The organism is Buttiauxella ferragutiae, assembly GCF_022637515.1.
GTDB lineage: Bacteria > Pseudomonadota > Gammaproteobacteria > Enterobacterales > Enterobacteriaceae > Buttiauxella > Buttiauxella ferragutiae.
Window position 1 is genome coordinate 4,470,881 of the sequence record NZ_CP093332.1, and the last position, 20,864, is coordinate 4,491,744.

The following is a 20,864-nucleotide window of genomic DNA, read 5'->3' on the forward strand; positions in this document are numbered from 1 at the left end:
ATTTAGCGTTACACTATGTCCCTAAAATTAAGGTGTGCCTAAGCTAATGACTTTAGATTTAGGTACGCCCAATAAAGCGGTTCCACAGGATTTGCCATGGCTGTTATACACAATATTGTTCAGGCGCTTTGGCAACATGATTTTGCTGCACTCGCGGACCCTCATGTTGTTGGAGTGGTTTATTGCGTCATGTTTGCGACGCTGTTTCTCGAAAATGGATTACTACCCGCCTCATTTTTGCCGGGCGACAGTCTGCTGTTACTCGCGGGAGCCTTAGTGGCGAAAGGGGTGATGGGTTTTGTCCCCACCTTATTGATCCTCACCGCGGCGGCGAGCCTTGGCTGCTGGTTGAGCTACGCACAAGGGCGCTGGCTCGGTAATACCAAAATAGTGAAAAGCTGGCTGAAACAACTACCACCGCAATACCACCAGCGGGCGACGGTGATGTTTGACCGGCACGGGTTAGCCGCTTTGTTAGCGGGCCGCTTTTTAGCGTTTGTCCGCACGTTATTGCCTACCATGGCGGGGATTTCTGGGCTCAGCAACCGTCGCTTCCAGGTGTTTAACTGGTTAAGTGGACTGTTATGGGTCGGCAGTGTGACGAGTCTGGGCTTTGCCCTGAGCATGATTCCATTTGTGAAACGCCATGAAGATCAGGTGATGACTTGCCTGATGGTGCTACCGATGGCGCTGCTGGTAGCAGGACTTGTGGGTACTCTGTTTGTGGTCATCAAGAAAAAATTTAACCCGGCATAAGACATTACAGGGTGGATAACGTGACATTATCCACCCCGCTAACGCTGTTCACTTTCCTTTAAATCACCCGCATCCGCGCAGCATCTTCCCCCGGCGTCACACCAAAGTAACGCTTAAACTCGCGGCTAAACTGCGATGCACTTTCGTACCCGACACGAATCGCCGCGGTACTGGCTTTAATCCCATCATGCAAAATCAGCATTCGCGCTTTGTGCAAACGGTAACTCTTGAGATATTGCAGCGGCGAGGTGCTGGTGACCGACTTAAAGTTGTGATGAAACGCCGAAACACTCATGTTCGCTTCTGCGGCGAGTTGGTCCACCGACAGGTTTTCTGTGTACTGCGTTTCAATGCGCCTGAGCACCCGGCTTATCAGGCTGAAATGCGTCTGCCGGCTAACCAGCGCCAGCAGTGCCGCACCGCATGACCCCACCAGAATGTGATAGAGAATCTCGCGGATAATTTGTTTGCCCAAGATACGCGCATCGAGCGGGTGTTCCAGCACGTCCAGCAAGCGCTCGGCAGCACAAAGGATTTCTTCGGATAGCTGGGCGGAGTTAATCCCGGTCGAGCAGGTTTGCGGGTGCGATAAATCATCTTCGCCGATATCCATCAGCAAGTCCTGAAGCTGCAAAATATCAATATTAATGCGCAGCCCGGCCAACGGCACTTCAGGGGTAGCGAAGGTTTCACATTCAAAAGGGAGTGGGACGGTCAATAGCAGGTATTCGTTGGCATCATAGCGAAACACGCGATCATTCAGATAACCCGTTTTATGGCCGGAAAAGAGAATAATGATCCCCGGCTCATACATAACTGGCGTGCGCGCATAGGGTTTCGTGCCATACAGTAAGCTAACGTTTGGCAGAGAACTCAGGCCACTATTTTCTTTTTGTATCAATAAATTAATTTTGTTAGTTAACTGCTGACAAATCGCCTTCCGCTTCATTTTCCTGCGCTCCGCATGGCTTTTCTACCGATGTCAGTGTGCAACTAATTCTTTCATTTCTCCAGCACCCAGGAGAAATAGGCAAGATAAAGGCAGGAATAAGCATTGAGAGATAGCCACCCGAGGCCGACAATGGCTACCATCAAATGCGATAAGCAATCTCTGTTTACCCAAGCAAAGGGAACCAATAATGAACAACTTCAACCTACACACCCCGACTCGCATCCTGTTTGGTAAAGGCGCTGTTTCCGAATTGCGTGCACAAATTCCAGCAGGTGCCCGCGTTCTGATTACCTACGGCGGCGGCAGCGTGAAGAAAAATGGCGTACTGGACCAGGTTTACTCCCAACTTGAAGGGCTGGACGTGCTGGAGTTTAGCGGTATTGAACCGAACCCGACTTACGAAACGCTGATGAAAGCAGTCGAAATCGTTCGCCAGCAGAAAGTCACTTTCCTGTTAGCCGTCGGCGGTGGTTCTGTGCTGGATGGTACTAAGTTCATCGCCGCGGCAGCCAACTACCCGGCTGATATCGACCCATGGAATATTCTGCTGACTCACGGCAATGATGTGAAAAGCGCCATCCCAATGGGCTCTGTTCTGACACTGCCAGCAACCGGTTCTGAATCTAACAAAGGTGCTGTCGTATCTCGCCGTACTACAGGCGACAAACAGGCATTTATGTCTGAACACGTGCAGCCTGTCTTTGCGGTGCTTGATCCGGTTTATACCTACACGCTGCCACCACGTCAGGTCGCAAATGGTGTGGTGGATGCGTTTGTGCATACCGTGGAGCAATACATTACTTATCCGGTAAACGCCAAAGTGCAGGACCGTTTTGCCGAAGGCATTCTGTTAACTCTGGTTGAAGATGGCCCGAAAGCGCTGAAAGAACCTGAAAACTATGACGTTCGTGCCAACGTAATGTGGGCGGCGACCATGGCGTTAAACGGCCTGATTGGTGCTGGCGTACCGCAAGACTGGGCAACTCATATGCTGGGTCACGAACTGACCGCGATGCACGGACTGGATCACGCGCAAACTCTGGCGGTGGTTCTGCCATCGTTGCTGAACGAAAAACGTAACGAGAAACGCGGCAAACTGCTGCAATATGCTGAGCGCGTGTGGAATATCACTGCAGGTTCTGAAGAAGAACGTATTGATGCGGCGATTGCTGCAACGCGCAATTTCTTCGAGCAAATGGGCGCACCAACTCGCCTGTCTGCCTACGGTCTGGATGGCAGCACTATCCCGGCTCTGTTGGTGAAACTGGAAGAAAAAGGCATGACTAAATTGGGTGAGCGCCAGGACATTACTCTGGACGTGAGCCGTCGTATTTACGAAGCTGCACGCTAAGTAATTTAGTCAATTGGTTCTCGTTTTTGAGTATTTGGTCCAGACTTAAACCCTAAATAATTCAGGTTGCAGGATTAGCCAACGCCCCTGCAACTTGAATTATGTGAGTTTAATCATTAAGGAGGAATACATGGCGACTCCAACTGTAATCAAGCTCCAGGATGGAAATGTAATGCCGCAATTGGGCCTCGGTGTCTGGCAAGCCAGCAACGAGCAAGTTCTGATTGCCATCGATAAAGCGCTGGAAGTCGGCTATCGATCGATTGATACCGCCGCCGCGTATAAGAATGAAGACGGCGTGGGCAGTGCGCTAAAACAAGCGGGTATTCCGCGTGAAGAGCTGTTTATCACCACCAAACTGTGGAACGACGATCAACAACGTCCACGCCAGGCGCTGGAAGATAGCCTCGAAAAACTGCAACTGGATTATGTCGACCTCTATTTGATGCACTGGCCGGTGCCGAGCAAAGATCATTATGTTGAAGCCTGGAAAGGGATGATTGAGCTGCAAAAACTAGGCCTGGTTAAAAGCATTGGCGTGTGTAACTTCCAGCTCAACCACCTTCAGCGTTTGATTGATGAAACGGGTGTCTCACCGGTAATCAACCAGATAGAACTCCATCCGTTGCTGCAACAGCGTCAACTTCATGCCTGGAATGCCACACACAAGATTCAGACCGAGTCCTGGAGCCCGCTGGCTCAGGGTGGTGACGGTGTGTTCGATAAGAAAATCATCCGCGACCTGGCCGATAAATACGGCAAAACGCCGGCACAAATTGTGATTCGCTGGCACCTGGATAGCGGCCTGGTGGTTATCCCGAAATCGGTGACGCCAGCGCGTATTGCTGAGAACTTTAACGTGTTTGATTTCCGTCTTGATAAAGACGAGTTAAGCGAGATTGCGAAATTGGATAGCAGCAAGCGTCTGGGACCAGACCCTGATGTGTTTGGGAGTTAAGGTTTAGAACAACCCTCACCCCGACCCTCTCCCTGATGGAGAGGGAGAAAACCGTGGTAATCCTCTTCTGGGGCTGAGGGAGAAAACCGAGCAGTCCCCTCTCCTGTGGGAGAGGGTTAGGGTGAGGGCATTAACTATGCCGGACGCTTTCTGTTCGCAGGCTTCGACGCAGCTTTAGCCGCTGGTTTTGCACCCACGTTAGGTTTCGCGCCCGCAGCAGGCTTAGCACCAACAGCAGGCTTCGCGCCCGCTTGCGGAGTACGACGCTGATGTGTCATTGGCGTATGTTTTGTCAGTGCCGGACGAGCACCACGATTGTAGCGACGCGCTTCACGCATCTCCTCAAGCGTTGGCGAAGGCACCAGACATTCACGACGGCCACCGATCAGGTGCTTTTTACCCATTTCTTCCAGCGCTTCACGAATCATCGGCCAGTTAGCAGGATCGTGATAACGCAGCAGCGCTTTGTGCAGACGACGCTGGCGGTCACCTTTCGGCACCACAACTTCTTCACTCTTGTAACTGATCTTACCCAGCGGGTTCTTGCCGGTGTAATACATGGTGGTGGAGTTCGCCAGCGGTGACGGATAGAAGTTCTGTACCTGATCCAAACGGAAACGGTTTTTCTTCAGCCACAGCGCCAGATTCACCATATCTTCATCGCGCGTACCAGGGTGCGCCGAGATGAAATACGGAATCAGGTACTGCTCTTTTCCAGCTTGTTTAGAGTAGGTGTCAAACAGCTCTTTGAAGCGCTGATAGCTGCCCATACCCGGCTTCATCATCTTAGAAAGCGGCCCTTCTTCGGTATGTTCCGGGGCAATCTTCAGATATCCACCAACGTGGTGCGTCGCCAGTTCTTTGATATAGCGAGGATCTTCTACCGCGATATCGTAACGAACACCGGAAGCGATCAGGATCTTCTTAACACCTTTAATCTCACGGGCGCGGCGATACAAGTTGATCGTCGGCTCATGGTTTGTGTCCATGTGCGGACAAATGTCCGGATAGACGCACGACAGACGGCGGCAGGTTTGTTCCGCACGTGGCGATTTGCAGCGCAGCATATACATGTTAGCTGTTGGGCCACCCAGATCGGAAACCACGCCGGTGAAGCCAGGCACCGTATCGCGCATCGCTTCAATTTCGCTGATGATCGAATCTTCAGAACGGCTCTGAATAATGCGGCCTTCGTGTTCGGTGATGGAACAGAACGAACAGCCACCAAAGCAACCACGCATGATATTCACCGAGAAGCGAATCATCTCATACGCAGGAATACGCGCCTTGCCATACGCAGGATGCGGAACGCGCTTATAAGGTAGAGCAAACACACTGTCCATCTCTTCGGTGGAAAGCGGGATGGCTGGCGGGTTAATCCAGATGTAACGGTCACCGTGTTTTTGCATCAACGCACGAGCACAACCAGGGTTGGTTTCATGGTGCAAAATACGTGAAGCGTGCGCGTAGAGAACTTTGTCGTTTTTAACTTTTTCGTACGACGGCAGCAACACGTAGGTTTTTTCCCACGGTTTCATCGGTGCAGGCTTCACAACAATCGCTTTCGCTTCGTTGATTGGCTTTTCCGGTTTACCGGTTTCTGCACAAGGCAAATCTTCACCGTAAGGGTGTGGAATGGGGTCGATACGACCAGGCATATCCAGACGCGTAGAATCCACGCCAGACCAACCTGGCATCGCTTCTTTACGCATCATCGCGGTGTTACGCACATCGCCGATTTCGTCGATTTTCTCGCCCATTGCCAGGCGATGAGCCACTTCCACCAGCGGACGTTCACCGTTGCCGAAAATCAACATGTCGGCTTTGGCATCCACCAGAATGGAACGACGAACGGTATCAGACCAGTAATCGTAGTGCGCTGTACGGCGCAGGCTCGCTTCAATACCGCCAAGGATAACCGGCACATCACGCCAGGCTTCTTTGCAGCGTTGGGTATAAGCAAGTGAGGCGCGATCCGGGCGTTTACCTGCCACGTTATCAGGCGTATACGCATCGTCATGACGCAGTTTGCGGTCAGCGGTATAGCGGTTGATCATCGAATCCATGTTACCCGCAGTCACCCCGAAGAACAGGTTCGGTTTACCCAGGCGCATGAAGTCTTCTTTACTGTTCCAGTCAGGCTGGGCGATGATCCCCACGCGGAAACCCTGGGCTTCCAGCATACGGCCACAAATCGCCATACCAAAACTTGGATGGTCAACGTAAGCATCTCCGGTAACCAGAATGATGTCACAGCTATCCCAGCCTAAATCGTCCATTTCCTTACGTGACATGGGTAAAAACGGTGCCGGGCCAAGACAGGCTGCCCAGTATTGAGGCCACGAAAAGAGTTCGCGATCGGGCTGGATCAAGCTTATAGAGCTCATAATGCTTCCGAAAAATGAATAAAAAATGATTTAAAAATAACCAAAGCCGGCGATTATACGCTTTTATTGGGTAATAAATGAAGGATTATTGCGGGCGATCAATGTTTTCTTGCCCTCACCCCAACCCTCTCCCTCAGGAGAGGGGGAACACCGAATCTTCCCTCTCCCTCAGTGATCGAGAGCGGATACCGAATCTTCCCTCTCCCTCAGGGAGAGGGCCAGGGTGAGGGTGGTTTACGGCGCAGGCTGCACTAACAACTGCCCAATAGAGCCACGGTCCGCCATTTCCAGCGTTTGGCTGGAATAAAGGAACGGGAAATGTTCCCAGGAAGGTTGGCCAAAGTACACGAGTAGCTCGACTTGCCCATCAACCCAAACCGTATCTTTCCAGCCTCGGTCTTCACCAAACGGTGCCGCACCATTGACGTTTTTAATCAGGAAGCTCACACCTTCGATATGGAAAGATTGCGGCATATCAGCACGCACCGTCCAGCGCTCCCAGGTGCCTTGCTGAGTCTGAATATCAATGCGCTTCATATCCCACAGTTGGCCGTTAATACCAGGGTCATCACCCAGCGCAATATCACGGCTACGTGATGGGTTACCGTTGATAATCTCTTCCGGTAGCAGACGCATTGGTAACGTATCGGTTACCAAAGGCAGCAAACCGGTTGCACGAAGGGTGAGAACCAGCGTGGAGATAAGAATACTTGAGGGTTCAAAGAAGCCACGGATCCTGTCCATGATACCGGCGGCTTCACCGCAGGTTATCGACACCTCTTTGCCGTCGGTCATATCAACCAGAATCTCGCGACGCTCGCCCGGTGCCAGTGAAAGTTGCTTAACAGAAACAGGTGCCGGGAGAAAACCCTGGTCGCTTGAAATCACGTGCATCGCACGGCCATCGCTCATTTGTAGCAAATAGCGGCGCGAGTTCGAGGCGTTAAGCAAACGCAAACGCACCCAACCGCGAGAGACCTCGACATACGGCCCTTGCACACCATTCACCAGCAGCGTATCCCCCACAAAACCACCACTACCCGGCTCTTCATATTCAGGCGCCCCGAAGTTATCAAGACGCTTATCCTGAATGATTACCGGGAAGTCATCGACGCCATAATGGTTGGGAATAGGTAACGATTTGCTGACTTCATCTTCGATAAGCCACATCCCCGCCAGGCCATTGTAGACCTGTTTCGCGGTGCGGTTTGGGGTGTTAGCGTGATACCACAATGTAGCAGCCTGCTGGCGAATTGGCAGAACAGGAGCCCAGTCTACATTTGGCGACATCATTCGTGCCGCCCCCCCCATTAACGGGCCTGGCACCTGCAAACCGGCAATCGTCATGGCGATGTTTTCTTGCAGACGATTGCTGTAAATCATCTTCACGTCATCGCCGCTCCATACGCGGATGGTCGGCCCAAGATAACGCCCATTCAAGCCCCAAACGGGTGCTTTAGCGCCGCCAGTAAATGACCAATGTGCCCGTTGTAACGTCAGGAATAAAGGCTGACCACGGCGAGACTCCAGTAAAGGAGGAACGGGTAAAGGTTGCTGCATACCTGCCGCATTTGCCCTCAGTGGCACCGAGCCTGCACATAGTGCGACTCCTGATGCCTGTAAAAACTGACGCCGACTGAGTGACATAATAACTCCATGTGAAACTGACTAACGTGGGGCGGCACAACACGTACCGCCAAAATAAAAGCGCTCGGTGAAACGGATGACAAACCTCTTCGTAGGTCGGATAAGCACAGCGCCATCCGACAAAACTGGCGAAAATGGTGGATGGCGCGACCGCTTATCCACCCTACAGCACCGGTTTAGTGACCTTTGTCAACAATCCGGTTCAGTTCGCTTGTTTGCTTTCAACTCGACCGGAGGCTTCTCGCTCCGCGACTTCTTTATTTAGTTCATCGATTTTTGCCATCATAATTTCACGGCAATCGGTGGCAAGTTTACGCACCTGGTCTTTACCGTAATGGCTGATATCAATCGGCTGCAGCATTTCGACAATAACTAAACCATTATTCAAACGGTTCAGTTTAATTTTATTGCTGGTGTTGGAAACACACACCGGAATAATTGGGACGCCAGCAGCAATTGCGGCATGGAATGCACCGGTTTTAAATGGCAGCAGGCCACGGCCACGGCTGCGAGTCCCTTCCGGGAACATCCACACCGACACATTACGTTTCTGAATTTGCGCCACAACCTGGGAAATGGTGCTGAGCGCTTTGGTACGATTATCACGGTCGATAAGCATATTCCCGGTAAGCCAATAAATTTGGCCAAAGAACGGGATCCACAACAGGCTTTTTTTCCCAACGGTCACCGTCGGTGGCTGCACAATACTAGCAGCCGTCACCATGTCGAAATTATTCTGATGGTTACAGATATAAATCGCCGTCGGATGATTTTCTACGCCCTCAGGCAAACGGGTTTCAACTTTCAAACCAAAGACAGGCGCAAGACGCCCAAAAAGATGACCAAACGTAGCAACATGGCGTGGGTTACGTGGGCTGAACAAGCAATAAATGCAGCCAAAAATGCACACCAGCAGGCAATAAATTATTACGATTATAAAACGTACGATGGATAGCATAACAACCTCAAAAGCCAAAACCGCTGACAAGTATACCCTAAATTCCAGGAGGAGCAGTCGCCCCACCTGCACCTGAAATATCGCGGATATATGACCTGCTTTAGCACAAAACACATCGTTCCGGCGGCCTGACGACCGCCAGAATTCGATTACTCTTCGCTGTCGCCCGCACTAGCACGCTGAGGTGAATCAACTTCAACACGATCAATGCGTTGTAGACCACGCATCAGCGTACCGCGACGACCGCGCTCACCGGTGATTTTCTGCAGTTCTTCTGGACGGAGTTTAATTTTGCGTTTGCCAACATGCAGCGTGACCGTGCTTTGTGGCGGCAAGACAAACAAATGTGCCAGTTTGTCATCACCTTTTGCCGCTTCCGCAGAAGGAATCGAGATAATTTTATTCCCTTTGCCTTTGGAAAGTTGCGGCAAATCAGCGACCGGGAACATCAGCATGCGGCCTGCAGCGGTAATCGCCAGCAGCATATCGTCAGTGCTTGAGATTTCCATCGGCGGCATCACTTTCGCATTTTCCGGCAATGAAATCAGCGTTTTACCCGCACGGTTACGCGACACTAAATCGTTGAAGGTACAAACGAAACCGTAGCCCGCATCAGATGCCATCAGCAGTTTTTGGTCGTCTGGCGCCATTAAGACATGCTCGACAACCGCACCCGGTGGTGGCGTGAGTTTACCGGTCAGCGGCTCACCCTGGCCACGTGCCGAGGGTAACGTTATTGGGTCAAGTGCGTAGCTGCGTCCGGTGGAGTCAATAAACGCCACTGGCTGGTTGCTCTTCCCTTTAGCCGAACCAAGGAAGCTATCGCCTGCTTTATAGTTAAGTCCTTGCGCGTCAATGTCATGGCCTTTAGCGCTACGCACCCAGCCCATTTGTGAGAGCACAATGGTGACCGGTTCGGACGGAGTCATATCATGTTCGCTCATGGCTTTCGCTTCACCACGTTCACGCAGCGGTGAACGACGATCGTCGCCATAAGCATCTGAATCGGCCTGCAACTCTTTCTTCAGCAAGGTATTCATTTTGCGTTCGGACGCCAGAATGCCCTGCAATTGGTCACGCTCTTTTTCCAGCTCGCTCTGCTCGCCGCGAATTTTCATCTCTTCGAGTTTTGCGAGGTGGCGCAATTTCAGCTCGAGGATAGATTCAGCCTGCGTTTCGCTTAATTCGAAACGCGACATCAACACGGGCTTGGGTTCGTCCTCGGTACGAATAATGTGAATCACTTCGTCAATATTGAGGAACGCCACCAGCAAACCTTCAAGGATGTGCAGGCGTTTGAGCACTTTCTCCAGACGATAACTCAGGCGACGGCGCACCGTTTCGCGACGATAAACCAGCCACTCAGTCAGGATTTCCAGCAGGTTTTTCACCGATGGACGATTATCCAGTCCGATCATATTGAGGTTGATGCGATAGCTTTTCTCAAGATCGGTAGTAGCAAACAGGTGGTTCATCACCTGTTCGACGTCGATACGGTTGGAACGTGGAACAATCACCAGGCGCGTCGGGTTTTCGTGGTTCGACTCATCGCGCAAGTCTTCAACCATCGGCAGCTTTTTAGCACGCATCTGATTGGCAATTTGCTCCAGCACGCGCGCGCCGGAAACTTGGTGAGGTAACGCGGTAATCACCACATCGCCATCTTCTTTTTTCCAGACTGCGCGCATACGCACAGAACCGCGGCCATTCTGGTAGATTTTACGAATTTCATCACGCGGGGTGATGATTTCGGCTTCGGTTGGGTAGTCCGGCCCCTGCACGATATCCAACAGCTCATCGAGCGTGGTTTTCGGCTGGTCAATCAGGGTGATTGCGGCTTTCGCCACTTCTCGCAAGTTATGTGGCGGGATGTCTGTTGCCATGCCGACTGCAATGCCAGTGGTGCCATTGAGCAGGATATTAGGCAGGCGCGCAGGTAGCATTTTCGGCTCCTGCATGGTGCCGTCAAAGTTCGGCACGTAGTCGACCGTCCCCTGCCCTAACTCACCCAGCAAGACTTCCGCATATTTTGACAGTCGCGACTCGGTATAACGCATCGCAGCGAAGGATTTCGGATCATCCGGAGCCCCCCAGTTCCCCTGCCCGTCAACTAACGGGTAGCGGTAAGAGAACGGCTGCGCCATCAGAACCATCGCTTCGTAACAGGCACTATCGCCGTGCGGATGGTATTTACCCAGAACGTCACCGACGGTACGGGCTGATTTTTTGAATTTAGCGCTGTTGCTTAACCCCAACTCTGACATCGCATAGACGATGCGACGCTGTACCGGCTTTAAGCCATCACCAATGAACGGCAGAGCGCGGTCCATAATGACGTACATGGAATAGTTGAGATACGCATTTTCCGTGAATTCGTGCAGCGCAAGGCGTTCTGCACCATCATGAGTTAAATCACTCATTAATTATTCATCCTCAAACTGACGAGCCGCATGTGGCCACAAACGGCGTAATTGCCGCCGATAGTACCTTATCTGGCAGTCGTAGTCACAGAGGAGTGAGTATCTTTAGGTGAAGCACAGCGATAAGAAATGAGCCGCAAATTGCGGCTCATTACAGAGAATTATTTCACTTTAGTAATTTGTTTCACGTCGATTTCAACGGAGTTCCAGTCTTTGTCCACTTCCCCTTGAATTTCAACATTATCTTGTGGGGTGATGGTCTGGCCGTTCCAGCGTTTCTGGTCGATATCGACGTTAATTGTGCCGGATGTATCGCGGAAGATGTAGTGGTCACCACCGATGCGGGACTCAATCTTACCGCGCAAAGTGACCCAGGTATCATCAGACAATGACTTCGCCTGTGCCGCCGTGGTATTGCTGCCACTTGGACCGACAAAGCCGCCCGCGGCTTGAGTTTGTGTGGCGGCCGGAGCGGCATTCGGATCAGAGAACCCGCCTTGATTTGCAGCTAGTGCAGGTGCTGCGGTGATTGCGAGAATAGTCAAAATAGCGGCTACTTTTTTCATCGTTTATTTTCCTTATATGAATGAATTTCTGAATGCTATTTAACCGGAGAGATCTTAACGCGATCTTAATTTCTCCCTGAGAAATCGTATTTTTTAGAAAATTGCGCAGCTTGCCGAAGCATCGTATTTTTCCCCTGTACACACCTGCGCAAAAGTTATTAACTTCCGCTAAATAGACAGTAAGGGACAACGCATGCGCGTATTACTCATTGAAGACGATAAGCTCATTGGTGATGGATTAAAAGCCGGACTCACCAAAATGGGCTTTACTGTCGACTGGTTCACCGATGGCCAGCAAGGCCAGTCGGCACTTGGTCTGGCTCCTTACGATGCAGCAGTTCTCGATTTAAGCCTGCCAGGAATCGACGGGCTGGATATTCTAAAAACATGGCGTCGTAGTGGCCAAACTGAACCGGTACTCATTCTAACTGCCAGAGACACGCTGGAACAACGGGTTGAGGGGTTGCAGCTCGGTGCCGATGATTACTTGTGTAAACCCTTTGCGTTAATAGAAGTTGCCACCCGGCTGCAGGTTTTAATTCGTCGTAATCATGGGCAAGCACAATCGACGTTATTCCATGCAGGGGTTGAGCTCGACCCGATTAAATTAACCGTCACTCGCGATGGAGGGCCGTTGCAGTTAAAACCCAAAGAGTTTGCCTTGCTGGAATTATTCATGCGTAACGCCGGGCGCGTATTACCACGCACACTTATTGAAGAAAAACTTTATAACTGGGATGACGACGTTTCCCGAAACGCTCTGGAAGTACACATCCATCATTTACGCCGCAAACTCGGTAGCGGCTTTATTCGCACAGTGCACGGAATTGGTTATACGTTGGGCGAAGAATGATAAAAACACTGACTCAAAGTTTACGCGCCAGATTAATTGCCGGGTACATTTTGCTGACCCTTGTAGCATGGGTTGGCGCAAGCATTGCCGCCTGGCATCAAACCAGTAAAACGCTAAACAAACTGTTTGACACTCAGCAGGTGCTGTTTGCTAAACGCCTGAGTGCATTAGAACTGGATGGCGTGCAAGGTGATGCACAATTACCGCGCACTAAAACCATGATTTCCAACCATCGTGGTAAGCAAGACGACGACACGCTGGCCTTCGCCATATATACCGCCGATGGAAAGCTGTTACTCAACGATGGAGACAATGGCCGCAACCTCATCTGGCGCTACCAGCGCGACGGATTTACAGACGGAAAACTAGCTGGCGACGACGATATGTGGCGCATGGTGTGGGTCACCACACCAGATGGGAAATATCGGATTGTGGTGGGACAGGAATGGGAGTATCGGGAAGATCTGGCGCTGGATATTGTATTGTCGCAGATCACCCCATGGCTTATCGCGCTACCGCTGATTTTACTACTACTCGTATGGTTGGTTAGCCGCGCCCTTGCCCCACTTCACAAACTAGCGAATCAGTTACGTACCCGCAAACCTGACGATGAGCGCGAGCTCCCGACCCAAACCTTGCCACAAGAAGTACGGCCACTGGTTATGGCACTCAATCAGCTCTTTTCGCGCACCGGGGAATTGATGCAGCGCGAACGGCGTTTTACCTCCGATGCAGCACACGAGCTGCGCAGCCCTCTTGCCGCATTAAAAGTGCAGGCCGAAGTCGCGCAGCTTGCGCAGCATGACGAGCCAGTACGCGATCATGCCCTCAATAATCTCAGTGCGGGAATCGATCGCGCCACTCGCCTGGTTGATCAGTTGCTGACGCTATCACGCCTGGACTCTTTAGCGAGTTTGGATGATGTGCAGGAAGTCGCCTTTCAACTCTTGCTGCAAAATGCCGTGATGGACGCCTGGCACGAGGCACTACGTGCAGGCATTGATATTCGTCTTGATGTGCAAGACCCGAGCGTGAAACGTCAGGGGCAACCGTTGTTGCTAAGTTTAATGGTCAGAAACTTGCTGGATAACGCTATACGTTACAGCCCGCGCGGTTGCGTGGTAGACGTCGTTCTGCAAAGTCACGAAATAACGATTACTGACAACGGGCCAGGCGTCAGTCCGGAGTTTTTAACTTCATTGGGTGAACGGTTCTTCCGCCCACCAGGACAGGAAAAAACCGGCAGCGGACTGGGGTTATCTATAGTGCGGCGCATTGCTTCTTTGCATGGAATGCAAGCTCTCTTTATGAACACCAGTAGCGGCGGTTTCGAGGTTCGGATACGTTGGTAAAAAGGGTTTCACATTCGAATTATTGCGTTTTTAGCAAAAGTCTTTGCCTGTATGCGGCATTTTACAGTGACATTGATCACGGTACACTCCGCGCCATACGCAATAATTCGAGGACTAACTATGAGCAACATTCTGATTATCAATGGCGCGAAAAAATTCGCCCACTCAAACGGCCAACTTAATGACACCCTGACCGACGTCGCGGAAAGTTTTTTGCGCGACCTCGGGCATGATGTTTTGGTGACGCGTACCGACAGCGAGTACGACGTCAAAGAAGAAGTCGAAAAATATCTGTGGGCCGATACCGTGATTTACCAAATGCCGGGCTGGTGGATGGGCGCGCCGTGGACCATGAAAAAATACATCGATGATGTATTTACTGAGGGTCATGGTTCTCTGTATGCCAGCGATGGCCGTACCCGTTCAGACGCTGAGAAAAAATACGGTTCCGGTGGTCTGATTCAGGGCAAAACTTATATGCTTTCCCTGACCTGGAACGCCCCGTTACAAGCCTTTGAAGACAAAGAGCAGTTCTTCCATGGCGTGGGTGTTGATGGCGTTTATCTGCCATTCCATAAAGCTAACCAGTTCCTCGGTATGGAAGGCCTGCCGACCTTTATCGCTAACGATGTGATGAAAGTCCCTGATGTTCCGCGTTTTATCGCAGAATACCGCGAGCATCTCGGCCAAATTTTTGCTTAACTGTTGCCGTGTTTAAATGAAGGAGTCAGTCATGCTAACAGTAATAGCTGAAATTCGTACCCGTCCAGGCGCCCATCATCGCCAGGCGGTGATAGATGCTTTTGCAAAAATTATTCCTACTGTGCTCGAAGAAGAAGGTTGCTTCGGTTATGCGCCGCTGGTGGATCATAATGCGCAAGTCGCCTTCCAGACAGCCGCACCCGATTCCGTGTTTATGCTGGAAAAATGGGAAACTGTGGCTCACCTTGAAGCCCATCTGCAAACCCCGCATATGAAAGCTCACAGTGCCGCAGTCAAAGACGATGTTCTGGATGTTCATATCCATATTCTGGAAGACGCGATTAAGTAATCAGCTGACGACGAAATAACGGGAGCGGTGTTTACACCTGCTCCTTTTTTTGGCTGCAAGATTCGCATTTCTTAATATCTGCTAAGCTACTTTTTACCCCAAGTTTGTAGCGAGGCAAGAAATGAAAACGAATATGGTTTCCGATAAAGTTCTAAAACTAGCCAGTTTTAATCTTAATCTGTTAACCACTTTTTGTTTGATTTACTCGACACGAAGCATTACTGAAGTCTCTGAAATTCTTGAGGTCACCCCACCGTCTGTTAGCCATGCCTTACGAAAGTTACGTCTTCATTTCGAAGACCCTTTATTTATTCGCCACGGAAACACCATCGCCCCCACTGTATTTGCCGATGACCTTTACACTCAGCTAAAACAAACTTTAGAAATAATGAGTGATTCCATAGCCAGAAGTAAGCAAACCAATAAACGAGAAACATGGGTTATCTATTCTCCATTCTCTGTCGCTGTGCATGACTTGTCATCTGCATTAATTAAAATAAAGCTGGCAAAACTTAACTTTAAAATAAAATACATCGAAACTATTCTCGGCATTCCCGATGCTGTGGGTTTGCTTAATTTGCGTAAAGCTGATTTAGTTTTCTCAGGTGCACCGGTCGTCAGCACCACATTAACCTGCGTCTTATTCTGTGAATTAACACCAGTGCTAGTGTGCCGCCAGGATAATCCTTTTCAAAAAACATCGATTAGCATTGACGATTTAAAAAATATGGATATGGTCACCCATCTCACCGGTGATGAAATGATTTATCAGCGTAAACAATCTTTGCTGGCAACCTTGAAAAATGCCCAGGTTGCCTTTGAAACTAATTCGATATTGATGCTTCTCACCCTACTGTCGGAAACCGATTGTATTGGCTTCATCACCCAGGATGCCTTTACTCGTTATCGGGATATTTTCAAATTAAGGCAATTAACACCCTTATTCCCGGTACAGAAAATTAGCGTCTATCTGGTCTATCGAAAAGAACTGGAGAAGAAAGCCAGCTTCATGCAGTTTTTGGAAGCAATGAAGAATAATTAGGTTATTGAAAGCAATGCCATTAATAAACAACACAACAGCGCAATAATAAAACTAAATCCGCAATTAAACCCGAGTAATCCCATATCTAATTACTGGCCGTATAATGCCTGCGTCCCAGACAGATAAATATCAATCACTTCCATTCCCTGATACGGTTTTATTTCTATTTAATACCGTGCAACTGTCATGCAATGAATTACTGCCGATTTACCGCGGAGAACAATGACATTCCCTTAGCGAGGCCCGGCATATTCAAACCAGACTATCGTAGAGGCACTCGTATGAAAATTATTAAGATATCGCCCGCTAACATCTCCCATAACCGCCACAAAATTGTGCTTAAAACCTCCGCCGGATTAATCGTTGGTGTGCTGAGTTTTGGTTGTGTTGACGTCAGTGCTACCGAAAGGTTGGTGAATACTATTGGTACTGCCGGGATTTGTACCCGGGGTTTATACAATGATGAAACGATAAAAATGAGCGTTGCCAATACCGCAGGCATCAAAATGGGCGACGGCGGGATTGTTTCATTGGCCAGAGGTAGCATCAAGAATAATGCCGTTTCGGCTGCAGGTTCCAAAGACCAAATCGGTGTGCACGTATTTTCTGCAAGCGGTGTCGATTTACTGGAAACCGAGGTATTGCTCGACCCCAAAACGCTGGCAGGTGCAACCATCACCGCCAATGATATGACCGCAATGCTGGTGGAATCAGGGGGGCATCTCAACCTCAAAGACTCGGCAGTCACCGTAGGCGGCGGGGCGAAGGGAAATAATAACCGCGCCGTTGTGGTGTCAGGAGCTGGTTCGCAGGCCGTTCTGGATCATTCCAAAGTACAAACTGCCTCCTGGGGAACGGTGGGCATCACGGTGACACAAGGCGGTGCAGTCAAGCTGACTAATAGCAGTGAAGTCCTGACCACGGGAGCCAGAAGTACAACAACTGGAGGAAGCCACGGTGTGTATGTCAGCGGCACGGATAGCAGGCTAAATGCTGAAAATGCCACCATCAGCACACTTGGAGCCTCAGCCTACGGAATCAAAGCACAAGACAGCAGCCAAATTACTCTCCAAGAAACTGCCATTGATACAGCAGGAGTTTACGGCCACGGCGTACTTTTAGATGGGGCAACAACGCACGGCGACATTGATGGCGGTTCGATTCAAACAGCAGGCAAAGGTGCAGTCGGTGTCTGGGCAAGAACTGGCGCAACGGCTACGCTGCATGATGGCACGGCCATCACCACTGCCGGTGCCGCAGCATCAGCAACCACGCCAGTGGACAATGAAAAGTCCCTCAGTATAAGTCATGTGTTGTTGGCAAGTGACAGCGCGACATCTATCCGCGGAAAGGGTCTACAACTCACCACCACCGCAGCGAGTGCCAGCGCCGCAAGAGCTGAAGACAATGCCCGTATTAGCTTGCAGGATAGTACGATAGAAAGTACCGGCAATGCCTCGAGCACAACCACAACCGCTGCGCTGCATGCGCTTTCTGGCGCAAACATCTCTGGTTCAAATCTGACAATAAACGTTTCTGGCGTAAACCAGGGTGGGAGCCGCGCTGAAGGGGAAAACAGTGCCATCTCCCTTGCTAATAGCACTATCAACGTCAGCGGCCAGGGAAATGCGTTGCACTCAACGGCAGCAGCGCGGGCCCTGGCTGGCGCCTCTGTTTCTGTCATAAACTCGCAAATCAGTACTTCCGGGATGCAAAGCCACGGTATCTCAGTAGAAGGTTCCGGTTCGCATACGCAGGTCAGTGGTACAACGATAGAAACACGCGGCGCACGCAGCTCTGGAATGAATATTGTTGATGGCGCTACAGCCGAGATTAGCGAAAGCAAAATAACCGCCACCGCCGCTCCTAACGCTATCGGGCCGTGGTCTCCAGGGATCTTGCTGCAAGGTGCGGGGTCCTCACTGATTTTAACAGACAGCGAAGTCTTCACCACGCAGAATCCCAGTAGTGGTATTAGCGCCAGTAACGGTAGCCAGCTTGAGGTGAACAGATCACGAATTACCACCTCGGGTAATTACGGCACCGGAATTGGGGTCGCAAATAGCACCGCGTCAATCACCCACACCCATATCAATACTTCGGGTAACGATAATGCGATGGGAATTGTGGCTGATGCTGGCGCAACGGTGAATGTGACGGGAGGAAGTGTGATGACAACAGGCAATGGCTCACCTGTGCAATCCAACCTCACCTTCCCGCATGCCGTGGCTTCCCGTAACGCCGGTTCTTTGCTGACGGTGGATGGCACCACCCTGCAGACAAAAGGTACGCAGGCTTATGGCGCAACGGCAGATGACGGTGGGAATATTATTCTGAAGAATACAACCGTCAAAACTGAGGGTGATAACTCCATCGGTTTGTATGCCGGAATTGGTGCGGCAAAACCCGGTAACGTTAGCCTGACAGCCAGTAATGTCACAATCGAGACACTCGGCAATAATGCGAGCGGCGCATTTGTCGGCCGCAAATATAAAGCAGAAACCGCTGAGATGGCACTGGATAACGTCACGCTAAATACCCACGGCGATAACTCGCGCGGTCTCTGGGCGGAAGCAGGAGCCAATCTACACGCTAAAAATACCGTGGTTCAAACCGAAGGTGCTAGTGCTGCCGGTATTCTCGCCAGCAATGGCGGGTATGTTCAGGGCGATAATATTTCTGTCGCCACCCATGGTGATAGTTCTGCTGCCCTGGCAGCCCAGGGTACAGCCACTAATCCAGGGTTAGCCACCCTCAATAACAGCATTCTGACCAGCGAGCACGGCCATGGTATTGAAACCACGGGTTATGCAGATATTGAAATGCAAAATAGCCGTGTGACGGGAGAAAGCCAGTGGCTGCAGGTAAAAAATGGGGTGATGTTGCCAGGAAATGCCAGCATCAACGCGTCAGGAAGTCTCTTCACGGGGGCTGCACTAACCGAGGCAAATGCGTTTTCTGATGTTTCATTAAACAATACCAGCCTGTGGTTTTTGACAGGCAATTCGGTGCTCAGCCAGTTGACGAATAATCAAAGCCTGATCAACTTCAGTACACCAGAAAATAACCGCTACAAGACGTTGACGGTGAATAACTATCACGGCGACAACGGAACGATTGCGTTAAACACCCATTTGCACAGCGATAATTCACCGTCGGATCAATTAGTTGTCGATGGTGGCCATGCCGACGGCTCCACCAGCCTAAAAATCACCAATACCGATGGCAGTGGCGCTCTCACTCATGGTAACGGTATCAAAGTTGTAGATACCATTAGCGGTGCGACAACGGCAACAGAAGCTTTTAGCCTGCTCAGCAAAGTGAAAGCGGGACCGTATGAATACTCGCTTTACCGTTCAAGTGTTGATGGCAGCAATGAAGAAGCCTGGTATCTGCGCTCGCATAAGCAGTTGCCTGGCATCATTGACGATAGCGAGCTTCCTCTTCCTCTGCCGCCATCACCACCGCCAGCTGATTTCACGCCAGTAGCAGAACCGCCAGTTGATAATCTTAAACCCGAAGCGCCTGCGGCTCCTCAACAGCCGATTGCGGTGCCAGATTATCGGGCAGAAACATCGCTGTATCAGGTCATTCCTCAACAGGCATTACTGTATAGCCGGATGCTGGTCGATAGCCTGCATGAGCGAACTGGCGAACAGTTTGCCAGCGTGGAGAAAATCACTGAGGCAACCGAATCGCCACATATGAGTTGGGGACGGGTGATTTTTAAAAATGGGAAATCCGACTTTGATGGCCCGCAGTCTCGATTCTCATTGAGCGCCATTCAGTTAGGCATTGATTTGTATCGTGAAAGTAAAGATGACGGGAGTTCAAATTTTGCTGGAGTGCTTGGTAATATCGGCAAAATGAGCAGCAAAGTCACTGATACTGACAACGAGTTTGCTGGGCGTAATACCCTGAAATCATGGGGGTTAGGCGGTTACTGGACGCACTTCACACCAAAGGGAAGCTATCTGGATGCCGTCGCCCAATACAACCGACTGTATGTTGAATCCAACCCCACCGATCTCAGCCCAATGAAAACCAAAGGATATGGTTTAAGTGCCTCGCTGGAAGCGGGTTATCCGTGGCAGCCGGACGCTGACGTACAGCGCTTTATTGAGCCTCAGGCCCAGTTGATTTACTCAAAAGTGAAACTGGATAACACCCATGACGAGGCATCTGCGGTTAAATTCGGTAACGCAGATTCCCTGACCGGGCGTCTGAGCCTGCGCGTCCATCAGACCTGGCATCATGATGATAAACAAAAAGTGGAGGAGGAGCGCACCAGAACGACGGCCTGGGTACGTCCGGGGATCCTGCATGAATTCAGAGGAGAAACAAAAACCGCATTTTCTTCTCAACAAGGCGACATTCCATTCGTCACCAACAGCGCCGGAACATGGGGTCAATTAAATGCGGGCGTTGATCATCAGATCAATGAGTCAGTTTCACTCACCGGTTCTTTAAGCGTAGAGAAGTCGTTTGAAGGGGACAGCATCAATTACGGCGGGATTGCGGGTGTAAAAATTAAGTTCTGATAAGGGAAAGAACTGGCGTTTTTATCAGGC

Annotated in this window: 15 protein-coding genes; 9 read left to right on the forward strand and 6 right to left on the reverse strand. The window is 50.6% G+C overall.

Annotated elements, in window-relative coordinates; translation table 11 throughout:
- Positions 1 to 96: 96 nt before the first annotated feature.
- Positions 97 to 756 carry a DedA family protein gene (locus MNO13_RS20590; protein ID WP_064540063.1) on the forward strand — a complete coding sequence of 220 codons (660 nt, stop codon included), beginning with the start codon at positions 97 to 99 and terminating at the stop codon, positions 754 to 756.
- 58 nt (positions 757 to 814) lie between these two features.
- Here MNO13_RS20590 and MNO13_RS20595 read toward each other — a convergent pair whose 3' ends face one another.
- Entirely contained in the window at positions 815 to 1,705 is an 891-nt protein-coding gene (locus MNO13_RS20595) for an AraC family transcriptional regulator (RefSeq protein WP_064540065.1), read from the reverse strand.
- A gap of 190 nt (positions 1,706 to 1,895) precedes the next feature.
- Here MNO13_RS20595 and yqhD point away from each other — a divergent pair, with 190 nt between their 5' ends.
- Positions 1,896 to 3,059 (forward strand): alcohol dehydrogenase, encoded by a 1,164-nt coding sequence (gene yqhD, locus MNO13_RS20600; RefSeq protein WP_064540068.1) that lies wholly within the window; start codon positions 1,896 to 1,898, stop codon positions 3,057 to 3,059.
- Between the two features lie 130 nt (positions 3,060 to 3,189).
- Complete coding sequence (gene dkgA, locus MNO13_RS20605) at positions 3,190 to 4,017, forward strand: 2,5-didehydrogluconate reductase DkgA (protein ID WP_064540070.1); 828 nt, start codon at positions 3,190 to 3,192, stop codon at positions 4,015 to 4,017.
- A gap of 134 nt (positions 4,018 to 4,151) precedes the next feature.
- On the opposite strand, the gene MNO13_RS20610 is transcribed toward dkgA, so the two are convergent.
- The 5 genes from MNO13_RS20610 to MNO13_RS20630 all read right to left on the reverse strand — a co-directional run bounded on the left by MNO13_RS20610 (position 4,152) and on the right by MNO13_RS20630 (position 11,995).
- A complete protein-coding gene (locus tag MNO13_RS20610) occupies positions 4,152 to 6,404 on the reverse strand; it encodes a YgiQ family radical SAM protein (protein ID WP_241939196.1) in 2,253 nt (750 codons plus the stop codon).
- Positions 6,405 to 6,638: 234 nt separating this feature from the next.
- Positions 6,639 to 8,051: a cell division protein FtsP gene (gene ftsP, locus MNO13_RS20615; RefSeq protein ID WP_064540074.1), complete on the reverse strand. Its 1,413-nt coding sequence runs from the start codon at positions 8,049 to 8,051 to the stop codon at positions 6,639 to 6,641.
- A 202-nt stretch (positions 8,052 to 8,253) separates the two neighbouring features.
- Positions 8,254 to 9,009, reverse strand: a complete 756-nt coding sequence (locus MNO13_RS20620) for a 1-acylglycerol-3-phosphate O-acyltransferase (protein WP_064540258.1) — start codon at positions 9,007 to 9,009, stop codon at positions 8,254 to 8,256.
- 149 nt (positions 9,010 to 9,158) lie between these two features.
- Positions 9,159 to 11,429, reverse strand: a complete 2,271-nt coding sequence (gene parC / locus MNO13_RS20625; protein ID WP_064540076.1) for a DNA topoisomerase IV subunit A — start codon at positions 11,427 to 11,429, stop codon at positions 9,159 to 9,161.
- A 161-nt stretch (positions 11,430 to 11,590) separates the two neighbouring features.
- Complete coding sequence (locus MNO13_RS20630) at positions 11,591 to 11,995, reverse strand: YgiW/YdeI family stress tolerance OB fold protein (RefSeq protein WP_121814332.1); 405 nt, start codon at positions 11,993 to 11,995, stop codon at positions 11,591 to 11,593.
- Positions 11,996 to 12,188: 193 nt separating this feature from the next.
- Here MNO13_RS20630 and qseB point away from each other — a divergent pair, with 193 nt between their 5' ends.
- From qseB to MNO13_RS20660, 6 genes are all read left to right on the forward strand, one after another.
- The gene (gene qseB / locus MNO13_RS20635) at positions 12,189 to 12,848 is read left to right on the forward strand and encodes a quorum sensing response regulator transcription factor QseB (RefSeq protein ID WP_133522731.1); all 660 of its coding nucleotides are present in this window, start codon (positions 12,189 to 12,191) and stop codon (positions 12,846 to 12,848) included.
- Positions 12,845 to 14,200 (forward strand): quorum sensing histidine kinase QseC, encoded by a 1,356-nt coding sequence (gene qseC, locus MNO13_RS20640; protein ID WP_241939197.1) that lies wholly within the window; start codon positions 12,845 to 12,847, stop codon positions 14,198 to 14,200. The genes qseB and qseC overlap by 4 nt, the downstream gene beginning before the upstream one ends.
- A 120-nt stretch (positions 14,201 to 14,320) precedes the next feature.
- Entirely contained in the window at positions 14,321 to 14,902 is a 582-nt protein-coding gene (locus MNO13_RS20645) for an NAD(P)H-dependent oxidoreductase (protein ID WP_064540084.1), read from the forward strand.
- 31 nt (positions 14,903 to 14,933) lie between these two features.
- Positions 14,934 to 15,251, forward strand: coding sequence for a putative quinol monooxygenase (locus tag MNO13_RS20650; protein WP_064540086.1), 318 nt, complete (start codon positions 14,934 to 14,936; stop codon positions 15,249 to 15,251).
- 121 nt (positions 15,252 to 15,372) lie between these two features.
- The gene (locus tag MNO13_RS20655; protein WP_241939198.1) at positions 15,373 to 16,293 is read left to right on the forward strand and encodes a LysR family transcriptional regulator; all 921 of its coding nucleotides are present in this window, start codon (positions 15,373 to 15,375) and stop codon (positions 16,291 to 16,293) included.
- 281 nt (positions 16,294 to 16,574) lie between these two features.
- Positions 16,575 to 20,834, forward strand: a complete 4,260-nt coding sequence (locus tag MNO13_RS20660) for an autotransporter outer membrane beta-barrel domain-containing protein (RefSeq protein WP_241939199.1) — start codon at positions 16,575 to 16,577, stop codon at positions 20,832 to 20,834.
- Positions 20,835 to 20,864: the final 30 nt, after the last annotated feature.

Coding starts and splice junctions, on each gene's coding strand:
- yqhD (WP_064540068.1), top strand. CDS start 1,896: ATGAACAACTTCAACCTACACACCCCGACTCGCATCCTGTTTGGTAAA.
- MNO13_RS20590 (WP_064540063.1), top strand. CDS start 97: ATGGCTGTTATACACAATATTGTTCAGGCGCTTTGGCAACATGATTTT.
- ftsP (WP_064540074.1), bottom strand. CDS start 8,051: ATGTCACTCAGTCGGCGTCAGTTTTTACAGGCATCAGGAGTCGCACTA.
- MNO13_RS20655 (WP_241939198.1), top strand. CDS start 15,373: ATGAAAACGAATATGGTTTCCGATAAAGTTCTAAAACTAGCCAGTTTT.
- MNO13_RS20650 (WP_064540086.1), top strand. CDS start 14,934: ATGCTAACAGTAATAGCTGAAATTCGTACCCGTCCAGGCGCCCATCAT.
- dkgA (WP_064540070.1), top strand. CDS start 3,190: ATGGCGACTCCAACTGTAATCAAGCTCCAGGATGGAAATGTAATGCCG.
- qseB (WP_133522731.1), top strand. CDS start 12,189: ATGCGCGTATTACTCATTGAAGACGATAAGCTCATTGGTGATGGATTA.
- MNO13_RS20630 (WP_121814332.1), bottom strand. CDS start 11,995: ATGAAAAAAGTAGCCGCTATTTTGACTATTCTCGCAATCACCGCAGCA.
- MNO13_RS20595 (WP_064540065.1), bottom strand. CDS start 1,705: ATGAAGCGGAAGGCGATTTGTCAGCAGTTAACTAACAAAATTAATTTA.
- MNO13_RS20660 (WP_241939199.1), top strand. CDS start 16,575: ATGAAAATTATTAAGATATCGCCCGCTAACATCTCCCATAACCGCCAC.
- qseC (WP_241939197.1), top strand. CDS start 12,845: ATGATAAAAACACTGACTCAAAGTTTACGCGCCAGATTAATTGCCGGG.
- parC (WP_064540076.1), bottom strand. CDS start 11,429: ATGAGTGATTTAACTCATGATGGTGCAGAACGCCTTGCGCTGCACGAA.
- MNO13_RS20645 (WP_064540084.1), top strand. CDS start 14,321: ATGAGCAACATTCTGATTATCAATGGCGCGAAAAAATTCGCCCACTCA.
- MNO13_RS20610 (WP_241939196.1), bottom strand. CDS start 6,404: ATGAGCTCTATAAGCTTGATCCAGCCCGATCGCGAACTCTTTTCGTGG.
- MNO13_RS20620 (WP_064540258.1), bottom strand. CDS start 9,009: ATGCTATCCATCGTACGTTTTATAATCGTAATAATTTATTGCCTGCTG.